At 40.7% G+C, this 22,197-nt stretch carries 20 protein-coding genes and 1 pseudogene; 13 read left to right on the top strand and 8 right to left on the bottom strand.

All coding sequences use genetic code 11. The features are described 5' to 3' along the window. Positions 1 to 156: 156 nt before the first annotated feature. Complete coding sequence (locus tag FXW07_RS15745; RefSeq protein WP_229396233.1) at positions 157 to 591, bottom strand: hypothetical protein; 435 nt, start codon at positions 589 to 591, stop codon at positions 157 to 159. 848 nt (positions 592 to 1,439) lie between these two features. Between FXW07_RS15745 and frhA the strand changes: the two genes are divergently transcribed. The 6 genes from frhA to FXW07_RS15775 all read left to right on the top strand — a co-directional run bounded on the left by frhA (position 1,440) and on the right by FXW07_RS15775 (position 7,067). Next, entirely contained in the window at positions 1,440 to 2,810 is a 1,371-nt protein-coding gene (frhA, locus tag FXW07_RS15750) for a coenzyme F420 hydrogenase subunit alpha (protein WP_229396235.1), read from the top strand. Between the two features lie 149 nt (positions 2,811 to 2,959). Continuing rightward, positions 2,960 to 3,193, top strand: a complete 234-nt coding sequence (locus tag FXW07_RS15755) for a hypothetical protein (protein WP_229396237.1) — start codon at positions 2,960 to 2,962, stop codon at positions 3,191 to 3,193. Further along, a complete protein-coding gene (frhG, locus tag FXW07_RS15760) occupies positions 3,180 to 4,004 on the top strand; it encodes a coenzyme F420 hydrogenase subunit gamma (protein ID WP_229396239.1) in 825 nt (274 codons plus the stop codon). Before FXW07_RS15755 ends, frhG begins: the two co-directional genes overlap by 14 nt. Beyond that, positions 3,997 to 4,872 carry a coenzyme F420 hydrogenase subunit beta gene (gene frhB / locus FXW07_RS15765; protein ID WP_229396241.1) on the top strand — a complete coding sequence of 292 codons (876 nt, stop codon included), beginning with the start codon at positions 3,997 to 3,999 and terminating at the stop codon, positions 4,870 to 4,872. Before frhG ends, frhB begins: the two co-directional genes overlap by 8 nt. Positions 4,873 to 5,172: 300 nt before the next feature. Further along, positions 5,173 to 5,544 (top strand): hypothetical protein, encoded by a 372-nt coding sequence (locus FXW07_RS15770; protein WP_229396243.1) that lies wholly within the window; start codon positions 5,173 to 5,175, stop codon positions 5,542 to 5,544. A gap of 1,223 nt (positions 5,545 to 6,767) precedes the next feature. Beyond that, a complete protein-coding gene (locus FXW07_RS15775) occupies positions 6,768 to 7,067 on the top strand; it encodes a carboxymuconolactone decarboxylase family protein (RefSeq protein WP_048120545.1) in 300 nt (99 codons plus the stop codon). A gap of 129 nt (positions 7,068 to 7,196) precedes the next feature. Here the strand turns inward: FXW07_RS15775 and FXW07_RS15780 are convergent, their stop codons facing one another. Together FXW07_RS15780 and FXW07_RS15785 are read right to left on the bottom strand one after the other, a co-directional pair. Continuing rightward, a complete protein-coding gene (locus tag FXW07_RS15780; RefSeq protein ID WP_229396245.1) occupies positions 7,197 to 7,430 on the bottom strand; it encodes a DUF2795 domain-containing protein in 234 nt (77 codons plus the stop codon). A gap of 391 nt (positions 7,431 to 7,821) precedes the next feature. Beyond that, positions 7,822 to 8,119: pseudogene (locus tag FXW07_RS15785) on the bottom strand (transposase); the annotation flags it as partial. 219 nt (positions 8,120 to 8,338) lie between these two features. Here FXW07_RS15785 and FXW07_RS15790 point away from each other — a divergent pair. Together FXW07_RS15790 and FXW07_RS15795 are read left to right on the top strand one after the other, a co-directional pair. After that, a complete protein-coding gene (locus FXW07_RS15790) occupies positions 8,339 to 9,091 on the top strand; it encodes a PspA/IM30 family protein (protein WP_229396246.1) in 753 nt (250 codons plus the stop codon). A 2-nt stretch (positions 9,092 to 9,093) separates the two neighbouring features. Continuing rightward, positions 9,094 to 9,372 (top strand): hypothetical protein, encoded by a 279-nt coding sequence (locus FXW07_RS15795; RefSeq protein ID WP_048117508.1) that lies wholly within the window; start codon positions 9,094 to 9,096, stop codon positions 9,370 to 9,372. Between the two features lie 180 nt (positions 9,373 to 9,552). Here FXW07_RS15795 and FXW07_RS15800 read toward each other — a convergent pair whose 3' ends face one another. Next, a complete protein-coding gene (locus FXW07_RS15800) occupies positions 9,553 to 10,002 on the bottom strand; it encodes a universal stress protein (protein WP_229396248.1) in 450 nt (149 codons plus the stop codon). Between the two features lie 548 nt (positions 10,003 to 10,550). On the opposite strand from FXW07_RS15800, the gene FXW07_RS15805 reads away from it, so the two are divergent. Continuing rightward, positions 10,551 to 11,003 carry a hypothetical protein gene (locus FXW07_RS15805; protein ID WP_229396250.1) on the top strand — a complete coding sequence of 151 codons (453 nt, stop codon included), beginning with the start codon at positions 10,551 to 10,553 and terminating at the stop codon, positions 11,001 to 11,003. A gap of 457 nt (positions 11,004 to 11,460) precedes the next feature. On the opposite strand, the gene FXW07_RS15810 is transcribed toward FXW07_RS15805, so the two are convergent. Continuing rightward, complete coding sequence (locus tag FXW07_RS15810) at positions 11,461 to 12,081, bottom strand: thiamine-phosphate synthase family protein (RefSeq protein ID WP_229396252.1); 621 nt, start codon at positions 12,079 to 12,081, stop codon at positions 11,461 to 11,463. A gap of 486 nt (positions 12,082 to 12,567) precedes the next feature. Between FXW07_RS15810 and FXW07_RS15815 the strand changes: the two genes are divergently transcribed. Further along, positions 12,568 to 13,344, top strand: a complete 777-nt coding sequence (locus tag FXW07_RS15815) for an exodeoxyribonuclease III (RefSeq protein ID WP_229396254.1) — start codon at positions 12,568 to 12,570, stop codon at positions 13,342 to 13,344. A gap of 820 nt (positions 13,345 to 14,164) precedes the next feature. Here the strand turns inward: FXW07_RS15815 and FXW07_RS15820 are convergent. Continuing rightward, on the bottom strand, positions 14,165 to 16,150 hold the full coding sequence (locus FXW07_RS15820; protein WP_229396256.1) for an APC family permease: 1,986 nt from the start codon (positions 16,148 to 16,150) through the stop codon (positions 14,165 to 14,167). A 590-nt stretch (positions 16,151 to 16,740) separates the two neighbouring features. Here FXW07_RS15820 and FXW07_RS15825 point away from each other — a divergent pair. The 3 genes from FXW07_RS15825 to FXW07_RS15835 all read left to right on the top strand — a co-directional run bounded on the left by FXW07_RS15825 (position 16,741) and on the right by FXW07_RS15835 (position 20,209). Further along, on the top strand, positions 16,741 to 17,055 hold the full coding sequence (locus FXW07_RS15825; RefSeq protein ID WP_229396257.1) for a cupredoxin domain-containing protein: 315 nt from the start codon (positions 16,741 to 16,743) through the stop codon (positions 17,053 to 17,055). 320 nt (positions 17,056 to 17,375) lie between these two features. Continuing rightward, on the top strand, positions 17,376 to 18,722 hold the full coding sequence (trkA, locus tag FXW07_RS15830; RefSeq protein WP_229396259.1) for a Trk system potassium transporter TrkA: 1,347 nt from the start codon (positions 17,376 to 17,378) through the stop codon (positions 18,720 to 18,722). Positions 18,723 to 18,778: 56 nt separating this feature from the next. Further along, positions 18,779 to 20,209 carry a TrkH family potassium uptake protein gene (locus FXW07_RS15835; protein WP_229396261.1) on the top strand — a complete coding sequence of 477 codons (1,431 nt, stop codon included), beginning with the start codon at positions 18,779 to 18,781 and terminating at the stop codon, positions 20,207 to 20,209. Positions 20,210 to 20,537: 328 nt separating this feature from the next. Here the strand turns inward: FXW07_RS15835 and FXW07_RS15840 are convergent, their stop codons facing one another. Then, on the bottom strand, positions 20,538 to 21,770 hold the full coding sequence (locus FXW07_RS15840) for a digeranylgeranylglycerophospholipid reductase (protein WP_229396262.1): 1,233 nt from the start codon (positions 21,768 to 21,770) through the stop codon (positions 20,538 to 20,540). Then, positions 21,767 to 21,943, bottom strand: a complete 177-nt coding sequence (locus FXW07_RS15845) for a 4Fe-4S binding protein (RefSeq protein ID WP_048123860.1) — start codon at positions 21,941 to 21,943, stop codon at positions 21,767 to 21,769. Before FXW07_RS15845 ends, FXW07_RS15840 begins: the two co-directional genes overlap by 4 nt. Positions 21,944 to 22,197 lie beyond the last annotated feature (254 nt).

Consider the following 22,197-nt stretch of genomic DNA (forward strand, 5'->3'; position numbering starts at 1 on the left):
GAGTAAAATAATTCTTTGGCATTCTTGCCAAAGAAATCGTTTCTCAAGGATTATTACAGTTTGTTTGAGCAGTTAGCAGAGAAAAGTGAAGTTTTAAGGACGGAAAAAATGAGAAATCACTAAATTATGAAACTGAGTCCACGAGCAACAGATTAGTTATGAGTTTTCTCTGTTCCGGGCACATTCTGCATTTTTGTCATTTTCTGCATTTTTCATTTTCTGCATTTCTGTCATATTCTTCATATACACTGTTATGTTTCCGGTTATGTTTCCAGTCATTGGCATATTCTCCATATTTCCGGTCATATTCTGCATTGTGGTTATATGATCCCCGGTTATGTTTCCGGTTATGATTCCAATCATTGGCATATTTCTCATATTTCCGGTCATATTTTGCATTCCAGTCATTCCAGTCATGTTGCAGATCATGGTTCCAGTTATACTTCCGGTTACGTTACCCATATCATTGATCATTATATTCTCAGTAATATTTCCGGTCATACATCCAGTCATACCAGTTTGCGCTTGCGTTAATCCCAGAGAAAGAGCTAAGCATAGGATCAGCAGAGGAATTCTCAATATCACTTTCATCCTTTACCCCCAAACAAATTAGATCATTTGAATCTGGTGAATAAAATTGCTTTCTTTGAATATAAATAATTATAGATTAATAAGAAAATAACAATTGGCCGTTTATAAATAACTAGTCTTTATCAATTACAGAAACTAGTTTGATTTTTATGGTATAATGACGATTCAAGTTTGGATGCTTTGAAATATACGCCAAATGGCGAAAACAGACAATTTGGTAGCTTAAGCTAGAAATCAGCTTATGGTTGTATAGACAGAAAAATAGAGCTGTCTGGCAGGCTACTTATGCGAGACACAACGTTATTATATAGAAGTCAATATAATATTTCATGAATTTAAATTGGAAACGAAATACTTGTAGGCACAGCACTAAGAAATCCTTAAGGTAAATCTGCGGTTCATGTCTAAATTTAGACGCGGGGGGTATAGTTCATCGATGTTCTGAGCCTTGCTCATTTCCTGAAGATCTCAGATTCATTCCTCAACATACCAGATATATCACTCCTTTAACCTCAACTTTCTCACGTAGAAAGTTCGATGAGTCAGGAGTTACGATGAGTCAGGAGTTACGATGAGTCAGGAGTTACGATGAGTCAGGAGTTACGATGAGTCAGGAGTTCAGGACTGATCTAAATATTGTTTTAGGAATACCGGGCTTTGTGAATTTTAAATCGATCAAAATTTTTTGTATTCGAATCGAAAACGATAGCTGTGCAATGGAGAAAATAAGGGGGGTTAACGTACTTTATGTCCAGGGTGTATAGGAAACTATTTTAGAATAATCTCACAGAAAGTGCCTCAACTGCGGTACAGCCTGAAGAACACCGAATAGAAAACGAGGCATACCATTGACAAAAGTCGTAGAGATCTCTCCAACCACGAGACACGAAGGCCACTCCAAGCTCACCCTGAAAGTGAATAATGAGGGTATTGTCGAGCGAGGAGACTGGCTCTCCATTACCCCGGTCAGGGGTATTGAAAAGCTCGCCATAGGTAAAACAATGGATCAGGTCCCAAAGATTGCCTCCCGGGTCTGTGGTATCTGTCCCATTGCCCACACCCTGGCGGGTATTGAGGCTATGGAGGCTTCGATTGGCTGCGAGGTCCCCACGGACGCAAAGCTCCTGCGGTTCATTCTTCATGCAGCAAACCGCTTCCACAGCCATGCCCTGCACAATATCCTGATCCTCCCGGACTTTTACATCCCGGGTACGGAAACGAAGATCAACCCGTTTTCTAAGGAGCAGCCTTTAAGGAGCATTGCAACGAGGATCTTCCGCATCCGCGAGATTGCACAGACCATTGGAGCCGTCGCAGGCGGAGAGGCTATCCACCCTTCAAACCCGAGGGTTGGCGGGATGTACCGCAACGTGAGTACTCGGGCAAAGCAGAAGATGGCCGACCTGGCGAAAGAAGGTCTTGTCCTTGCCCACGAGCAGATGGAGTTCATGCTTGATGTAATCAGAAACATGCAGGACCGGGAGTTTGTCGAGGTTGCAGGCAAGCAGATCCCGCTTCCCAGGACGCTTGGATACCACAACCAGGGGGTCATGGCCACAGCTCCAATGTACGGCTCATCCAGTCTGGACGAGAAGCCCATGTGGGATTTCACCCGATGGAAGGAGACTCGACCACGAGACTGGTACATGGGTGAGGAAACCGTCGATCTTGAGGACCCGAGCTATCCTATTGGCGGCACCACGAAGGTTGGCACCAGAGTCAATCCTCGGATGGAGGCCTGCAATACTGTTCCGACCTACAACGGCCAGCCTGTTGAGGTCGGCCCGAGGGCAAGGCTTGCTACCTTCAAGCACTTTACCGAGAAAGGCACCTTCGCCCAGCACATCGCCAGGCAGATGGAGTACACCGACTGCTGCTACACCATCCTCAACTGCCTTGACAACCTGGATACTTCGGGCAAGGTCCTTGCTGAAAACATCCCTCTGGGAAACGGATCTATGGGCTGGGCAGCGAACGAAGCTCCACGCGGGACCGATGTTCATATTGCAAGGGTGAAGGAGGAAAGGGTGCTGCGGTACGAGATGCTTGTACCCACCACCTGGAACTTCCCTACCTGCAGCCGCGCTCTGACTGGAGCACCCTGGCAGATCGCCGAGATGGTTATCCGCGCCTATGACCCGTGCGTCTCGTGTGCAACCCATATGATAGTGGTGAACGAGGAGAATAGAGTAGTCGCCCAGAAGCTTATGCAGTGGTGAAGGAAATGGAAACTTGCGGATTTTTGGGGGGACCCGCAAGCTCAGGTGGCTCACCGTTAACGAGCTCTTCGTAGGGAGTTACAGGAATGTCCACTCCTGGGTCTGGCCGAGCCGATCCAGTATATTAGGATGGTATCCGATCCGGATCCTTGCATGCCAGAAGAAGTACATTTCTGCTCCCGAGATGGTCATACGGATTACAGACGAAGTACAGAGAGCATTTCAGACGCTGTATCCGGGATACTGAAATCCGGGATACTGAAATCCGGGATACTGAAATCCGGGATACTGAAATCCGGGATATTGAAATCCGAGATGCTGAAATCCGAGATACTGAAATCCGAGATACTGAAGAGAATCGGATGAATTATGGAACTGCTTAAAAAGGTGGAAGGTACAAAGGAGGCGAAACCAGTGGCAAATAAGATCAAGCTCGGACATGTACACTTGAGCGGCTGTACCGGCTGCCTCGTGTCCGTGGCCGATAACTATCAGGGGTTTCTTAAAATCCTGGACGACTATGCCGACCTCGTTTACGGCCTCACGCTTACCGACGTTCGGCATATCCCGGAGATGGACTTGGCACTCGTCGAGGGATCGGTCTGCATCCAGGACCGTGAATCGGTGGAGGATATAAAGGAGACACGGAATAAGTCCAGGATTGTTGTGGCCCTCGGCTCCTGCGCAAGCTATGGTAACATCACCCGTTTCAGCCGTGGCGGGCAGCATAATCAGCCTCAGCACGAGTCTTACCTCCCTATCGGAGATCTCATTGACGTGGATGTTTACATTCCAGGATGCCCTCCAAGCCCTGAGCTTATAAGGAATGTCGTTATCATGGCGTACCTGCTCCTTGAAGGAAATGAGGATCAGAAGGCCCTTGCAGGCAGGTACTTAAAGCCTCTAATGGACCTTGCGAAACGCGGCACGACCGGATGCTTCTGTGACCTGATGAACGACGTGATTAACCAGGGACTCTGCATAGGCTGTGGCATTTGCGCTGCATCCTGCCCGGTGAGGGTGATCACGCACGAGTTCGGGAAGCCGCAGGGTGACCTTAACCTCTGCATCAAGTGCGGCTCCTGCTATGGCGCCTGCCCGAGGTCGTTCTTTAACTCCGATGTGATTTCTGAATTCGAAGCAATCAGCGAGATAATTGCTGGAGCGCTTAATGAAGGTGAGAAGGATGATTGAAGATCCGTATCTCGGCAAATACGTGACATGCGTCTCGGCACGGAGCACGGACAAGGAGATCCTCAGGAAAGCACAGGACGGTGGAATCGCCACCACCCTCATGGTTTATGCACTTGAGCAGGGGATCATCGACGGGGCTATTGTGGCAGGCAAGGGAGACCTGCCCTGGAAACCCAGGCCGTTTGTTGCGATGAACCGTGAGGACATCCTCAAGGCACAGGGGGCGAAGTACAACATCAGCCCCCAGATTTCCTGGCTCAAGGAGGCGCCCCGGTCCTTCGGCCTCGATAAGGTTGGGATCACCGGCGTCTGCTGCCAGATGCAGGCGGTCAGGAAGGCTCAGCTCTATCCCATCAACATGAGGGATGTCCCAGGAAAGATCGCTTTCACAGTAGGGCTCTTCTGCATGGTGAACTTCCCATATGATTCCATACAGGCCCTTGTCGAAGACCACGCAAACCAGAGCCTCAGTTCCGTGAAGAAGATGGAGTTTGGGAAGGGAAAGTTCTTTGTCCACACCGAGCGCGGAAATGTCGCTACCGTGCCTCTCAAGGAGACGCATAAGTACGAGCAGCCAGGCTGCCATGTCTGCCTCGATTATGTATCTAATCTCGCTGACATATCTACTGGCTCGGTTGGAAGCCCGGATGGCTGGTCTACGGTCTTCATCCGCACAAAGGTAGGGAACGAGATCTGGTCTAAAGCAGTCGCTGAGGGATTGTTCGAGACAAAGCCCATCGAAGAGATCAAGCCAGGTCTTGGGCTCGTCATGAAGCTTGCAAAGGAGAAGATCGACAGGAATAGGAAGACTCTCGAGGAACGCAGGACTTTTGGGGTTAATAAAGCGTTAAGGGACCCCTATGCCTAAATTTTTCTTTTTTATTGTCAAAATTATTCGCGTTGTTTCATAAATATGAGGATGGAATTGTTCTCATCCCCAAATTATGATTTCACCAAAGGTGTATCAAAATTTTGGTTAAATTTAAAATAATTTTGTAGTTTTTTACTATTAAATCGAGTTTACCGTTTTAAATAAACATATTTTGTTTTTGTTTTCATACTATTATTTGCGGCTAAAAACCAATAATATTTAATTTAAGAATGTTTATGAGAGTATTTATCTAAGTTTATTATGTGTGTATAAATAAAAGCAGTTGCGAGGGCTATAATGGAGAATACTTTTGAATTTACCGACAAGTTGATAACAAAACTATGCAAATGTATTAAATTAGGACATACATATCCTACTGCATGTGGAATTATCGGTGTTCCGTTTAATGAGTTCGTAATATGGTTGAATGCAGGTGAGACAGGAAAAGAACAGAAATATATCGATTTTTATAATAGGATTAAATCAACAAAGTGTGAAATTAAACAAGCATGTGGAATGAATATTCATCAACGCACTGTTATACTAAAATCATATTGCAATAGAGAGAAAGAAATAGAAGAATACTGTAAGTATCTTGGTAGAGACCCTTTTGAATTAGATGAATTTGATGCCGAAAAAATGATTTCTGAACTAAAATTAGGTTACTAATTTTTCCAAAATGTTCATATTTTATCTTTTGCCAGCGACCACCCGATATCTGCTCACTTCGTGAGCATGCGGGCGTGGAGGGGAGTTTTTAGATGGATTCTGTGTAGTCTACGATGTTGGGATAAATTTTCATTAAACTCTGAAGCCATTCCGAAGATCAGTTTTTACAACTAAACAATACCAAAAATTACTCTTCATAGTGTCAGATATGGCCGATCCTGCAGAATTTATTCATATGTTTTGTTATAAAACCTACGTATCTTCTCTGTTTTAGAGACAGTTTATAATACATATCTATGTTCTTAATGGACCTTAAACAAATGGATAAAACAAAATTAAAATAGTACTAAAACAATCAACTGGAAATTAAATTTCATAGTGAGTTTAATTGGAAACAGTAGAAGATTGGCAGGTCTGCTTTTCAATCTAGTTATATATCTCAATGAGTGGAGGTCACATATACTTTCTCTATAGCATCAATTACGACATTGATTCTTAAATTGTTTAGAGGATTAGGAATGAATGATAAAATAAAGGCAATAATTACTTTATTAGGAGGAGCCTTCGGTGTGGAGGACAGTTCCTCCTCCTATGTAGTAATTAGTAGAGCAGGTATGTTTTGACGTAAACCCACATGCGAAGGCAAAATTGAGGGTTAAAACCCCTCCCTCCACTATTTTTTAGGTCAATGTGCCTAAGTTCCATAAAGTTTGTTTTATCGTTTATGCAGAGGCTTTGGGTAAAACCTCTAGATTTTAGCTATTTTAGCTCAATTTTAAGAACATTTTTACTTGGAAATAAGTGAAAATACGGAGCTTTTATCTAAATCAATATAAAATAAAAATCAAACATCACCTTCTCCTTCGATAAATTGGTCTATTTTTTTACCAGTTCTTGTTTCTAGATAATAAGACTCTTTTTATGATAGCTGCCGATTTTACTTTTCTTCTTTTTTTCAAGCGACCGCCCGATATCTGCTCCCTTCGTGAGCATGCGGGCGTGGAGGGAAGTTTTCAGATATATTTTCAAAAGAAATTTGACAACTCTTTCAGATTCAATAAAGTGCTGCAGGATCATTATACCCGAAAAACATCTTTTTTATCGTCAAAAGTTCGAAGGAAGGACTTTAAATTAATGGATGGGTATAATAATTAAAAAGCGGATCTAATAAATGGAATAGGCAATAAAATCAAGATTTTCTCAAGAGAAACGGAGATGATACATTGACAGAAAATCCATTACAGGTTATTGTGGACCAGGACCCTCAATTATTTGCCCTGCTTGAAAATACACGCGAACTTGCTTTCGTGGAGGACGGAATACCTCTCAAGTACAAATTGCTGCTTGCAATGTCCCTGGATGCAGCTAATGGTGCGGTAAACGGAGTAAAATTCCTTGCAGTTCAGGCCATGCAGGAAGGGGCGACAAAAGAAGAAGTAATGCAGGCAATAAGAATAACGCAGTACATTTTTGGAGTTGGAAGCGTTTATACAGCTTCTGAAGCCCTTAAGGACATTATGTAAAGAGAGTATAAAAATATCGGGAAAATTTAATTATAGAGCACTTTATAAAATCAGGAATAAGATCATTGAAAATAAATCTGCCGCAAATGCGGCAGAATATTAAAACAAATGAGAAAATTACTTACTTTTTTAGACTGGGACCCCCATGTAAGTTTTATGAAGTTCCTCTGCAATATCTTCAGCACTATTGTACTTTTTGTCAGGAAGCATGCCAAGTTCCCGCAGTATATCCGGAATTGCTTTACTTTTTCTTGCTTGTTCAATAATCCCTTTCTTTTCTATAGGAAAATCCAGATTTTTAAACATTCTTTGAATTTCGATAGGAAGTTCGGTAATGTATCCAGCTTTCTTTTCAGTTTCCATTTTATTTCCCCTTTATTTTTGTTTAGTCTCCTTATTCCCTGGCGACATCTACAGCTTTTCTGTACTCCTTTTCCGAAGAGTATTATATTTGTAGAGTGTTGCCCATAGCGTTTTTATTTATAACTTAACATATTCCTTCTTTGCAAAATATCAATACTTTTTGAAGTTTCAGAAGGAAAATGAACTTTTTTAGTAGGAATTATAATGGCGATTTACTATTTAAGTATTAACATTATTCTGTAATAATATCTTAAAAATTAATACTTCAATTTGTTTTGGTAACAATATATAGTTTAAATTAGAACTTTTCAATGATATATTTAAAACAGAAATGAATTAAAATATGTGCACCTAAAGAAAGAAGATAGAAATAGTGGAGACTTGATTGGTAACGATACCCTCTCGCATTTCTTTTATTAACTGTACAATACTGTTAATACATTCCACAACTCCGTTAGTGACCCTGGAATCAAAATAGTTTAGGATTTCATCCCAATGACTTTTAACGGTATTAGCAACCTCAATTATTGCTTCTAATCTGCCATGAATTGCCCAAGAATACCATTTTTAAGATATTGTTCAGCTTCCTCTCGGCTTTTGCATTTCCATAACTTTCCAAGACTTTATTTTATGTTATATGCTCTGAATGTATTCAGTTTTTGATTTTGGAGGTTTAAAAGCCTTTTTTTCAAGAAGCTACTCAGTTAGCTGAGTGGTAGTTCACAGATAGGAATATAGGTAAGCTAATTATATTACTCCAACGAAAAATAGATAAAAAACAAATATACAAAAATAACAGAAATACCGGATTAGGTGTCGGAAAAAATTTGTCAGAAATAATAACGAAAGCACGGAAACTGCAAATCTATTCGACTTGAGATCTTTAAAAAAAGCAAAGGGGAAAGTACATGGGATTATTCAAAAGGATGGAAACAGTATTTAAATCGAAGATGAATACAGTGCTTAACAAGATGGAAGACCCCAGGGAAACACTGGACTATTCCTATGAGAGGCAACTTGAACTGCTTCAGAACGTGAAAAGAGGAGTTGCGGAAGTTACAAGTTCAAAAAAGCGCCTTGAACTCCAGCGTGCAAAACTGGTTCAAAATATAGACAAGCTTGAAGGGCAGGCAAGAGATGCAGTTGCTGCTAGTAGGGAGGATCTTGCAAGGCTGGCCCTAGAGAGAAAAGCAGCCCTTGCGCAACAGATCGAAGGAATCGACAGGGAAATTGCAGATCTTGAAAAGCAGCAGGAAAAATTAATAGCCTCGGAAAAGCGCCTTTCAACGAAAGTGGAAATTTTCAGGACCCGAAAAGAGTCGATTAAAGCCCAGTACTCAGCTGCTGAGGCCCAGGTGAAAGTAAACGAATCTGTTACCGGCATAAGCGAAGAAATGGCAGATGTGGGTCTTGCGCTCGAAAGGGCCGAAAATAAAACCGAAGAAATGAAAGCGCGGGCTGAGGCAATTGACGAGCTTATGGAAGCTGGCACACTCGAAGATCTTACAGGCGGCAGGGACGAAATTGATAGGGAACTTGCAAAAATCAGTGCCCAGAGTAATGTAGAATCCGAACTTGCCAGACTTAAGGCCGAGTCCGGAAAAGGGCCTGAAAAAGCAAAATCCGGAGAAGAAAGCACGGAAGAACGAAAGGAGGTCTGAAGTTGATAATCAGGATTATGGGTGAAGGCCAGTACAGGGCACCTGAAGCTCTCTGTGACGAACTGAACCAGATTGATAACCGGATTGTGGTTCTTGTTGAGGAAGGAAAAGTCGAAGAGTTCCGAAGCGAACTTGCCAGATTGATCTCCAAAATAAAGGAAAAAGGGGAGCCGATTGAAGCGGAAGAGCTTCTGAAATCCGATATTATCGTGCCCCCTGAAGACTTGAGCCTTGAAGAAGCAAAAGATGTGTTTAAAGGCGCAGGAATCTTTGAAGATTGAGGCTGTAACCTAAGAATAAATCTACGAACAAGCCCTAAAGCAAATAGCTCTAAAGCAAATCTAAGAATAAATCTACGAACAAGCCCTAAAACAAATAGCCCTAAAGCAAATCTAAGAATAAATCTAAGAAAAAATTTCCGACATCGTAAATAAGAATTAGCAGGCCCATAAGGCCTGCATTTACCGAATAACCATCACTGGAATTCTTGAATGCCTTACAACCTTTTCTGCAACACTACCAATCAGGAATTTTTTGATGCCTGTCAGACCCTGTGTGCCCATTATTATTAGGTCAATATTGTTTTCCTGAGCATATTCAAGGATCTTATCAGCAGGAATGCCTTTCAGGAACGCGGGCTTAACTTCAAGCCCGGCTTCTTTTCCCAGTTTTTCGACATAGTTAATTGCAGCTCTCCCCTTATCCGTAAGATATTCTTCCAGTCCTTCGCTCCAGCCCTTGACCGTCCGTGTAGTTACTGCATGCTGAGTCGAAATTACACAAAGAACGTCCACTTCAGAACCTGCTGTTTTTGCGAGATTAATTCCATAAGAAGCCGCTCTTTCTGCATTTTCCGAGCCATCGGTTGCAATCAGAATTCTTTTGAAATGACTTCCGTCCGTTCTATCCACTCCCTTTTATGATACAATAAAGGCATATCTTCCATTCTTGCTTTAAAAGATATATATTCTTATTTTAAAATATATTACTTTTTATTCTTAATTAAAAAATGAGTGTTATCTTGAACTGCAATATCAACTAGAACGCTTGATACAGGATATGTTATCATGCGCAGGAACCAAGAACTCTGTATAAAAATGACTGTTAACCAGATTTATTCAATGTATTCTAAATATATATCTTGAAATTTGAATCCGAGATTTTATTTTACAGTGGATAATATTTTGAGACTTATGCAGTTGAACTGAAGAATCAACAGCATTAAACCGTAAAATCAACAACATTAGACCGTAAAATCAACAGCATCAGACCGTAAACTGTCTAAGACGTTACTTCAATCCACAGTCTTTGTCGTAATTGATTTTTTTCCTCAAGTGCGTAAGTCCTATATTTGTTCAATGTATTCTAAAGTATAGTCTAAAATTTAAATGAAAGGCATTTAATGGAGTGAAAAGCTCTGAATATTTTAATTGAAATTCACGAATTAAGGTGGTAGATTTTGTCAAAAAAACGAGTTTTAGTTATCCTGCTCATTCTTGCAGCATTTCTCAGCTTTGGCTGTATCTTTAAAGAGGGAACAAAATTATCGGTTTCAAATAATGAGACTGAAATAAATGTCAGTTTTCCTGAGTCAGGTAATGGCAGCTCGTGCCCTGTAGGTTCTCAGCTTCAGGTCAAAGATCCGGCTACCGGAAAAATCCTGAATTTGACAATTACCGGAACCGAAAGATTTGAAAACAAAACTCTCTGTAGAGCTTGTGTAGAAACCGGTACTAAAGGAAATACTTCCAGCTTCGAGTACATGTGGTCCGAAGATAAGAATACCACGGTCTGGACAAAATACGACAAGGATGGAAATGTCTCAGTAAGGTTCATCGATGTGGACGGAAAAAAGACAATCGTTGACGGAGCAGGAAGGACGCTTGAGCTTGGAAACTCGGGAGATGTTTAAGCCTATTTGAAAAGAGCCAATACTTATCTCTTTCTTCTGCTTTTCACACGAGAGATTTGATTTATATCCTTCTTTTTTTCATTTTGTGCTCATACTTTTGTTTTCAATTTTAAGACCGCTTCTTTAATCGTACTTATGAGGACTCTTATAGCTGGCAACTATACACTCTCTAGAAAAACGATGGTTTTTCAAAATATTAAATTAATTGTGGCGTGCTATCATGAGGTATACTAACACAGCACATAATTTTAAATATTCAAAAATACTATTTAATATTGTGTAAATGCGAACAAACCGCGCATCTCAAAATGGATTTCGAACTCGGCAATCCCAACCTCCTGATGCCGGTTAATATTGAAGAGCCGAAAAACTGGTTTTCTTCATTACTCCATGGGAGGAGAGGGCTTCTATGACCCTTTCCCCGCTCCTCCCCACTTTCGGTACCATTTTCTGTTTTTCACCCAATGGCCTTTTCTTTTAATCTCGTTCTTTGCCCTGATTCATGGTAGTTTCTGGCAAGCTCGCAGATCTGTTCTGCAACCTCTAGCGGGTCTTTTCCTAGAAGAATACTCACCGGCTCTTTTCCAACTGCACCTGTCTCGTAAAAGATCCTGGGTATTTTTCCCCCTGCAGCCCGAATAGCCTCTTCGACCAGCCATGAGATGGCCTCCCCTTCTGTATCCTTCATATTATCAGGTTCAAAGCGCCTGTCTACAACTGAAAAATTCCATTTCTTTTCTTTACAGTAATCTTTCAAAAACTCGGCAATCTTCGGGTTATTCGCAAAATCTATAATAGACCTGATCTCAGAATCTTTTTTCCGGATTTCTAGCAGAAGATGAGCCATATAGCCAGAAGCCCCGAATTTTATTCTTCCTATAGCTTTCGGAAACCCATCAACTACCGAAATCCTCCCATCGACTGCAAGAACATCTTCAGGAGTGGCTGATTCTTTTGAGGCATAAACAAAATTTGTTCTAACCTCGGGAATCAAAGATGAGAATTCCTCACAGTCTTCTATTTGTTCAAGCCCAAGATATAAACGCCCTATCATGTCTATCTTTTCATCAAGATCCATAACATCACGGCTCCCCAACCGGTTTATCTTATGAAATTTCCCCCATATATTCAAGTTTAGCCTTAAGTCAGTCGGACAATGGCGTGTGAAGCAAATTACAGGAAATTAGCAATTGTACTTTTATTTTCTTTAATATATAATTACTCAACGTATAATTACTCCGAAAGAGGAAAGGAAACTTAAAAATGAGATTATAAACAATTGGGAGTTTTGGGATCAACTCAATTATATCGACTCAATTATAAACTGAAAAAACGGCTACAAAAAACAGGTTGCAAAAAGTGGGTATCAGATTGGAGATTCTAAAAGCTGATTTGAGATCCTCAAAGCAGGTTTTTTGTATAGAATAGGGAGCATTTATTTACTAAAACTTTGAATTATTCTCAGTTTACTTTTGTTTACTTAATTCAGTTTAACGGCTTAACTTCTGTTTCTTCGGGTCCTTTATTGTAATGTAAAATTCCAAAAAATCGCTAGGGATAAAAAATGTCTGGTCAATATAATCTCATTTCCTGGAATGTAAACGGCCTTCGGGCTGCAATGAAAAAAGGTTTTCTTGAGCTTTTGCTGGAACAGAAATTTGATATTGTCTGCATTCAGGAAACTAAAGTTTCTCCTGAGAAACTCCCGAGAGAAGCAAAGAACATTCCAGGCTACCATAATTATTTTGTCTCAGCAGAACAGAACGGCTACAGTGGGGTTGGGCTCTTCTCCAGGAAAAAGCCCCTGAAGCTCGAAACTGGCATGGGAATCGAAAAATTCGATAGAGAAGGCCGCTTTCTGCGGGCTGATTTTGAGGACTTTACCTTAATGAATATCTATTTTCCCAATGGCAAAGCCTCTCTGGAACGCCTGGAATATAAAATGAATTTTTACGAAGCTTTTTTAGATTACGCAAATGCCCTCAAAACTGAAGGCAAAAGACTTGTCATTTGCGGGGATGTAAATACCGCTCACAAAGAGCTCGATCTTGCCCGTCCCAGGCAAAATGAAATGATATCCGGTTTTCGTCCTGAAGAGCGGGCATGGATGGATAAATTCCTTGCTGCTGGCTATCTTGACACCTTTCGAATGTTTAATCGCGAAGGTGGAAATTATTCCTGGTGGTCAATGAGAACAGGCGCACGTAAAAGAAATGTAGGGTGGCGCCTGGACTATTTTTTCATAAGCGAAAATCTACGAGAAAACGTAAAATCCTCCTCGATTTACAGTGAAATAATGGGGTCGGACCACTGTCCTGTAGGGCTTGAGCTTGAATTCTGAATTTAACTTGTAATAAAACTTTATAAGACCAATTTAGATCGATAAAAGTTCACAAAGATCTCAAACAACCAGTTCAATAGAGTTTAAAAAGAGTTGAGATTTTACCATTTTTCTTTAAACTTTCCTTTCAAATAAATGCGTTTTTTGCCACAAATTTTCCTTAAAATCAGCATCAAGCGACTTCTTCTTTTTGCATGAATTGTTGATCCTAACTACTAAATTCACTTTAAAAAATCTATTGATTTCGTTTTTATTCGTGTTTTATCCCAAAATTATTTCGCTTTTTAAATATCTTTTATTACAGTTGTATATCGCATACAGATGGCACATTATTTTACTTAAACTTTGAATTTGTTTCATTTTACGCAATCATTCCACGATACCAAAATGAAATTGGAATTTATTCAACATTTAACTTTTTGCGTCTCCTGCGATTGTATTATGAATTAGACTTCCAAATGGTGTGAGTCTGCGAAATCATTTCAGGATACAACAAAAAATAAAGCTACAGGTACGAAAATCTTTCAAAAATTTTGTTAAAGAAATACCTGCCATCCTAACAAAATCGTTATCGTAAGGTCTCTCCTTTTATTAGGCGTACACAAACAAAGTCTCTAGATATCGTAAAATCACACATCTTTGAAAGGCAAGTTAGAAGGTTGAATATCTGAGTAATTAACAGTAATTTTTTCTTAAAAAAAGGAATTTAATGCTTTTAATCTAAGATTAAAGCATTAATTAAGAAATTGGCAAAGGCTCAGGAAATGAGTACAAAGCTAAGAGATTTTAGTCTTAAAAGATTTTAGTCTTTGCAGCCATTTTATACCTTTATTGGCAAAACTACGAAAGGAATGCCATCTGCATACAATTTTCTCTGTGATGCGAAGACAGTATAGTTGTGTAGCCACCTTGTGAGTATCGAATCATTCGGGAAGACTATCTGTCCACCAAAGAATACGGCATTAGGGAACTTCTTTAATATCTCCGGTGCCAGTTTTGTAATCTCTTCAACAACGTCAGTGCCTACTGCAGTAAAACCTTCGGCATAGTAACCGTGTGATGAAATTAATTTTACGTACTTATCTACGTCTTTACATACTTCGGTCTGGAGTTCTTTAATTTCTTCTGCTCCTTTGAACACACCAGCATCGATTACACCAATTTGTACAAATACAAAATTCTTGTACATTCCACCAAATAATTTGAATATAGTGGATAGTGCCTGCATCCCCAAACCATTAAAACCGTTCACAAGAAGCACTGCGGTCTTATCTTGCATGTTAGTCTTATCAGGCATATCATTCTTAATCAGATTCATATCTTCAGGAGAATTGATGGTCTTTGCATTCAGTTCTTTAATCAGCTCTGAGGTATTGTCGTAATGGCGTCTTATGAGAATAACAACTCCAGCAAAGGCGCCTATTATAAGCAGTGTTACCCATCCGCCTTCGCCAAACTTAACGGCTATTACTGACATCAATATCAAAATTGTCATAAGCAGCCCGGTACCATTGATAACGAATCTCTTTTTCCAGTCTTTCACCTTCGTTTTAACTTGCCACCAATGACGAACCATACCTGCCTGAGACAGAATAAATGTTATGAAAACTGCTATGCTATAAAGGACTACCAGGCGTTCGACCGATCCCTGGGTCAGAAAGACCATAGTTAATGCTGAGATGCCCATTATTAAGATTCCGTTTTGTGTTACAAGTCTATCACTCAGCGTTGCGAACCTGGTAGGAACCCATCTATCCAGTGCCATGTTTGCCAGTACTCGTGGACCGTCTATAAATCCAGTTTGTGCGGCTACAAACAAAAGTCCTGCTTCAGATACAAGAGTCGCTATTACAAAGTAGTGACCTAAAGTTCCCCACGGTCTGGTAATATTCTCAAAAAGAATAGCATTCAGAGTTTTTCCAGATTCTGGAGAAACATGGTAAAATATGTAAGTAAGCATTAATCCTGCTGCCATAAATGCCAGCGAAATCGCCATTAGATGCATAGTTCTCTTAGCAGTGTGCACTCTAGGTTCTCTCATTACCGGAACTGCATTACTTACGGCTTCAATTCCTGTATATGTTCCTGCACCCATGCTATACGAATGTAGGATAATAAAAATCAACGCTGAGAGCCCTGCACCGGATGCTATATTATGGACATCAGTTACAGTATTACTCGCCACCGTCGGCATATTTGCTGCATGGAAATAGAGAGCATATATTATTAGGATGACATGAGCAATTACGAATAATGCGAATATAGGTATTAAAAATATAATTGATTCTTTAATCCCTCTTAAATTCAATAATATAATTGTCATAATTACAAAAAGAGCAAATCCTAATTTGAATACATGCCAGCCTGATGGTAGAAAACTTAACATGGCATCTACACCACTTGCTATCGAAATAGCAATCGTAAGGACATAATCTATAAGGAGTGCACAGCCAGAAAGCATTCCAAGAGACGGGGATAGCAATTTGCTGGCAACCAGATATCCCCCACCACCAGTAGGGAATAATTCAATTATCTGTGAATAGCTAGTACTTATTACAAAAATAGTTAGTATAATACTCAGTGCTACAAATATGGCAAGGTAAATATGATCTCCCAATGCCAGGTATGCTTCTTCTGGACCATATGATGCAGAAGACATTGCATCAGATCCAAGACCGACCCATGCGAAGAGCGCTATTAAAGAAACTTTATGGAAAATATCAGTATCAAAAGGGTTACGTGGCTCTCCAATAATTAAAGTTTTTAATGACTTTAATTTCTTATTCGGTGTTCCGTTATCTTGCATTCTTATTAGCCTTCGTTTTATTCTTGGTTATGTTCGTGAGTAATTGATCATTTCCCAAAAAACGAGTACATTTTCATTATTTTCCAAAAATGTAGAGAGGTTCTTCTGCCCACGTTTTTCAAAAACTCACGCCTATTACCTATTTTTTAGTCGTTACTAACAATTATAAAGACCTCAAATTCACACAAGATTATTCAACTCACAATCTGAGTCCTAGTATTTGGACTTATTCAGTGTATCCAAATTTTTAAAAATGTTTCACAAAACCATGATGCTTTACTTGCTACTGCTTTTGGGATATTATTCAAAAAATTATATAATCACCGATTGAATTATAAAGAAGTGAACTTTTTATGAATATATGGGGTCGAAAAGCAGAGAAACTCTTTTAAGGTATATTCAGACATTTGTTACAATAGAATTGATTCAAAAAATTTAAGTTTTTCACATACAATTAAATATCCCTTTTAAATATTAATGATAATATTATTGTTTAGGGGATTGAAAACTATTTACCCTCAAATTGAGGGATGAAAATAATTTTAAAAATTTTTCGATTGGAACTAATTCCATCTTGATGGGGGAAAAGAATGAGATCTGGGCTTATTCTTTTGATGGTTTTATTTAGCATATTTCTGGTAATCGGATGTACGAGTAAAGGCGAGACATATTACGTTAAAATTGAGAATTCTCAATTTTATCCAGATTCAATCACAATATCTTCCGGTGATACTGTAAGATGGACAAATCTTGACTCAACTAATTACACGGTCGTGGGAACTGATTTCTCATCCGGTAACATAACAAGTCAGGATTCTTACGATCATACATTCACGAAAACGGGGACTTATAATTACTACTGCTCTATTGAGCCTTCCATGAAGGGTGTTGTCATCGTAAAGTGAACTACCACTCAGCTAAACAGGCTGTTTGACAATTATTACTGGTAATAAAAAAGTGCTAAAAAAAGCAAATAAGACCTTTAATTCAAAAAAGAAGGAATTCTTTTATTACTGAGGGTAATTGTAGGACCACTTGTAAAGACTCAGGGGTTTTACGCTTCGTCCTATAAAAATAGATATCTTAAACGCTCTGAACCTTAAGCTATTCCTCTACATAAAGAGTATTCCTTATAATATGCCCTTTTAAGTTCCCTTTTCCAAAGAATACTTAAGTAAGCAGGTTAATTTATTTTGAATCAAGCTTTTTTTTTCGAGGGAACCTTATGAAAGCAATAGTGATAGGGGCAGGCGAGGTTGGATATCATATTGCAAAATTTCTTTCCGCCACACACGATGTAATTGTTGTCGAAAAAGATGAGGATGTCGCACGAAGGGCCGATGAACTCGATGTACAGGTTCTGGAGGGAAATGGTGCAAACGCTGATATTCTCGCCAATATTATTCACGATGCGGATATTCTGGTTGCTGTCACAGGCGTTGATGAAGTCAATATTGTTGCCTGTATGACTGCAAAACTCATCATAAGGTCTCATCCAGGATGGAAAGAAACAAAGACAATTGCAAGGGTTAGCAACCCTGATTATATCGATGTGCCTGTAACTTCAAGGTCTCAGGTTGGAGTCGATACAATGATCTGTCCTGAACTTGCGCTCGCCTCGGAGGTTGCCGAGGTCCTTTCGAGCCCGTCAGCTATAGATACAGAGGTCTTTGCCGGAGGAAAAGTTCAGATGATGGAATTTGCCATCCGGCATGAAGGCAAACTTATAGGAAAGCAGATTCAGGACCTCATGCTTGATGATTGCTGCATTGTCAGTGCGATTTTTCGAGAGCATGAAATAATTATTCCTCATGGAAATGATCTAATTAAGGCAAACGACCACATGGTAGTTGTAGGCAAGCCCAGAGCTCTGGAAGAACTTGGCCGTGTCTTCGGAAACGTGGAGCCTCACAGAAATAGAATTCTCCTGATAGGCTGCGGTATTGTGGGTTTTTATCTTGCCAAATTGATAGACAAAGATGAGAACGCCGACCTCAAGATTATCGAGTACAGGAAGAACCGCTGCATAGAAGTGGCAGAGATGCTGGAAAACGCCCTTATTTTAAATGGGGATGGCACTGACGTCAACCTTCTGAGGGAAGAGAATATCGAAGACATGGATGTCGTGCTTGCAGTTACGGACAATGACGAAAAAAATCTTCTGTGCTCGCTTCTGGCAAAGCAAATGGGGGCAAAGAAAGTGATCGCAAGAGCTGACCGCCCTGACTATGTGCCTCTTTTTGAAATGATTGGGATTGATATGGCAGTCAGCCCCAGGGAAGCAACCGTAAATGAAGTGCTTAAGCTTACAATGGGAAAAGGTATCGAAAAGCTTACCATGCTGGAAGGCGAAAAGGCGGAAATCATAGAGTACACGACTTCAAAGTATTCGAAAATTATAGGAAAGTCCCTCAACAAGGTCAAGTTCCCTAAAGATGCAATCGTTACCACTATTGTTCATAATGATGACATTATCATACCTAGAGGAGATTCCATAATTCGAGAAGGAGATAGGGTAATAGTTTTTGCGCTTTCTTCCGCGGTTTCGGCAGTGGAAAAATTTTTTAAGTAAATAATATATATAAAAAATTCAAAACAGTATATCAGTTTTTAAAATCGAGGGACCACATGAATTTTAGAGTTGTCTTATATGCACTTGGTGGTGTGCTCCGGCTCCTGGGACTGATCATGGTAGTCCCTCTCGGAGTTGCATATTATTACGGAGAGAGCTTAACTCCTTTCCTGGTCTCGATTCTAATAACTACCCTTACAGGTTTTCTCCTGCTCACCTATAAGACTGAAGAAGAATGGATGCGCAAAGAGGGTTTTGCAATCGTTGCCCTGAGCTGGCTTGCAGCCGCTGTTTTCGGTGCAATTCCTTTCATGCTGGATGGGATTTCTCCCTTAAACGCAATCTTTGAATCCATGTCCGGATTTACCACTACAGGTTCAACAATTCTTACTGACATAGAAAACCATCCAAAAGGCATCCTTTTCTGGAGAGGAATGATCCAGTGGCTTGGTGGCATGGGTATTATTGTGCTTTTCATCGCTATCCTCCCCAAACTCGGAGTTGCAGGCCGCCAGCTTTTTCGGGCCGAAGCGCCTGGGCCTACTGAGGATAAGCTAAAGCCAAGGGTAAAGGAAACTGCAAGAATTCTCTGGGTAGTCTACTTTGCAATTTCCCTTCTTCAGGTTATTGTCCTCCTGCTTGCGGGAGTCTCCCTTTATGATTCTGTTAATCATACTTTTACTACAATGGCATGTGGAGGGTTTTCCAATTACGCTCTAAGCGTTGAAGCTTTTAACAGCCCCCTTATTGAGTTCATAATAACCTTTTTCATGTTCATTGCTGGTGCAAACTTTGCGCTTCACTATCGGGCAATTTACATAGACAAAAAGTTTCTTTTTAAAGACGATGAATTCCGTTTCTATACAGTCCTGGTCCTTTCAGCAACCGCGATTCTTGCTATTCTGCTCTGGCGGGATATGGGCACAGGATTTTTTAACTCATTCAGATTTGCCATTTTTCAGATAGTTTCGATCATGACAAGTACAGGATTTGCGACAACAGATTTTAATCTCTGGTCCGATTCTGCCAAAATGGTACTTATAGTGGTGATGTTTATTGGAGGCTGCGCCGGTTCTACAGGTGGAGGCATGAAGGTTGTGCGTGTCCTTATTCTCCTCAGGCACAGTCGAGCGGAGTTGTTCAAGGCCATTCATCCTAGAGCCATAAAAGCCGTTAAATTTAACAATAAAAATGTGCCCGATGAGATTGTCAATTCGATTGTTTCATTTGTTGTCATATATCTGCTTGTCTTTCTCTTAAGCACCCTGATCCTCTCGGTCCTGGGCATGGATATTATAACTTCATTTACTGCATCCATAGCTACGCTTGGTAATATAGGGCCGGGTCTGAATGTCGTAGGTCCAATGGGCAGTTTTGCTCCTATTCCACCTCTGGGTAAACTGGTCCTTATTGCAAATATGTGGATTGGTAGGCTTGAAGTCTATACTGTAATTCTACTTTTTACGCCTGAGTTCTGGAGCAAGTAATCGCCCGAGTCCCGTCACCTGAGTTCCGTCACCCGAGTCCCGTCTCGGGAGGACGGGGCCGTTTCGCTCACTTCGTTCGCTCAAGCGGAGTAATCCCTGGAAAAAGGTTATATTTTCAAAGCTCTCAGGAGAGCTAATTTACTCAAATTTCTCTGGGATTATAAACAAATGTCTCACCAGAGCTAAAAACGTGATGCTGAGACAGATTGAGCATTTATCCCACGTCTGAAAATGCGGGGATTCTGCTTCGGTGTTCCTAAAAAAGAAGTCTAATAAATGGAAGAAAGTGCCTGGGCTTCCAGGCGTTACATCTTACTCTATATTGCATTTAGTCTGCGTTCATCTTATTCTTTACCACTTCTTTTGCGGCGTCTTTGAAAAGTACTCGAAGGTCCCAGAGAAGTTTTTTATTGGCTTTAAAGAGGGCCTGTAACAGGTCAAGAAGGCTCATTCTCTCGAATTTTACATTTTTCAGGGAATAAGCAAGCGAATTCAGGTCCTCGTCGCTTAGATTGATAAAGCAATTCTTTACGATGAGGCTCATGTCTATTTCGTGACCCAGGGTTGCTCTCCATGGTTTCTCATAAACTTCTTCGAGTTTTTCGAAGGAGACATCTCCTGCGGATATAGCTGTATATGCAGCTTCTCCTGCCATCTTTCCGGCATCCATTGCGTTAAGAATTCCACCGCCTGTGATAGGGTCGGATTGGCGGGCAGCGTCTCCGATCAGCATAAGTCCGTTAGTGGAAGTTTTCTCAATGCTCCCAGAAACCGGAACTCCTCCGAAAACCATCTCGACTATCCTGGCATCGGGAAATTTCGTTTCCAGAAATTTGTTAAGATAGTCTACAGGTCTTGGTTTGAATTTTCCAGTCTTGCTCCCGAGAATCCCGATCCCTACATTGGCTTTTCCACCGCCTTTGGGAAAGACCCATATATAGCCGCCCGGTGCAATTTCATTACCTATGTAAAATTCGCAGTGGTGCTGGTCTATGTTCAATCCAGCTATCAGGTACTGGGCACATGTTTCTATATCTATCGGCTTTAAAGAGGTATCAATGCCTGCCCATCTGCCTACCTTTGATTCTACCCCGTCAGCACCTATTACTATCTTGGCCCGTACATCGTATTCTTTTCCAAGATGCATGAGCCTGGCTCCTTTGACAAAATCGTCTTCAATGATAAGTCCGGTTGCTCTGGTTTTTACCCTCACTTCCGCCCCGGCTTCGGCGGCCTGTTCTGCAAGTGCCCGGTCAAACACTTTTCTCTCAAGGACGTAGCCTACTTCCCCACCAGCGATTTCTTCTGCCATCTCTATCTTTGTACCATCCGGCGCGTAAATATGGGAGGCATTAAGGTCAGCACAAATCCATCTATTGTCAATTTCCACGTGTTTTTTGAGATATACTTTGCTCACGCCTTCGGCACAGCGTACAGGGTCACCTATCTCCTGGCGTTTTTCGATTAAAAGTACATCCAGCCCTTTTTCGGCTGCAGTTCTGGCGGCAATGGAACCTGCAGGCCCTGCTCCTATAACTAAAACATCATAACTGTCCTTCATTTCATTACCTCAATTGCTCCGACAGGGCAGATTCGATCGCATATCCCGCACGTAATGCACGTACTTTCGTCTACTTCGACCCAGGTCTCTACAAGTTCGAGTGCTCCTTTAGGGCAGACTCCCACACAGGCACCACAGTATCCACATTTATATCTGTTTATATTAAGGCTCACCAGCTCACCTGTACATTTTAAAATTAATATATAATGCTTAACCAGTAAAAATCTTCTTTCTTGCAAATGCTGTGGCATGAACCGAAAGGCATCACAGTATAATGCCACATTATTTTCCATGAAAATCTCTAACACCAGTATAAAGTTTCTCATGTTTCATGCATGTGCCAAAGGCTCTGAGGGTTTCTACTGATTACTTAAATAGAGTCCTGAAAGTTCTTTTTAACCGTTATAATTTTAAACTTTTATTTTTC

This window comes from Methanosarcina sp. DH1, assembly GCF_020804205.1.
Taxonomy (GTDB): Archaea; Halobacteriota; Methanosarcinia; order Methanosarcinales; family Methanosarcinaceae; genus Methanosarcina; species Methanosarcina vacuolata.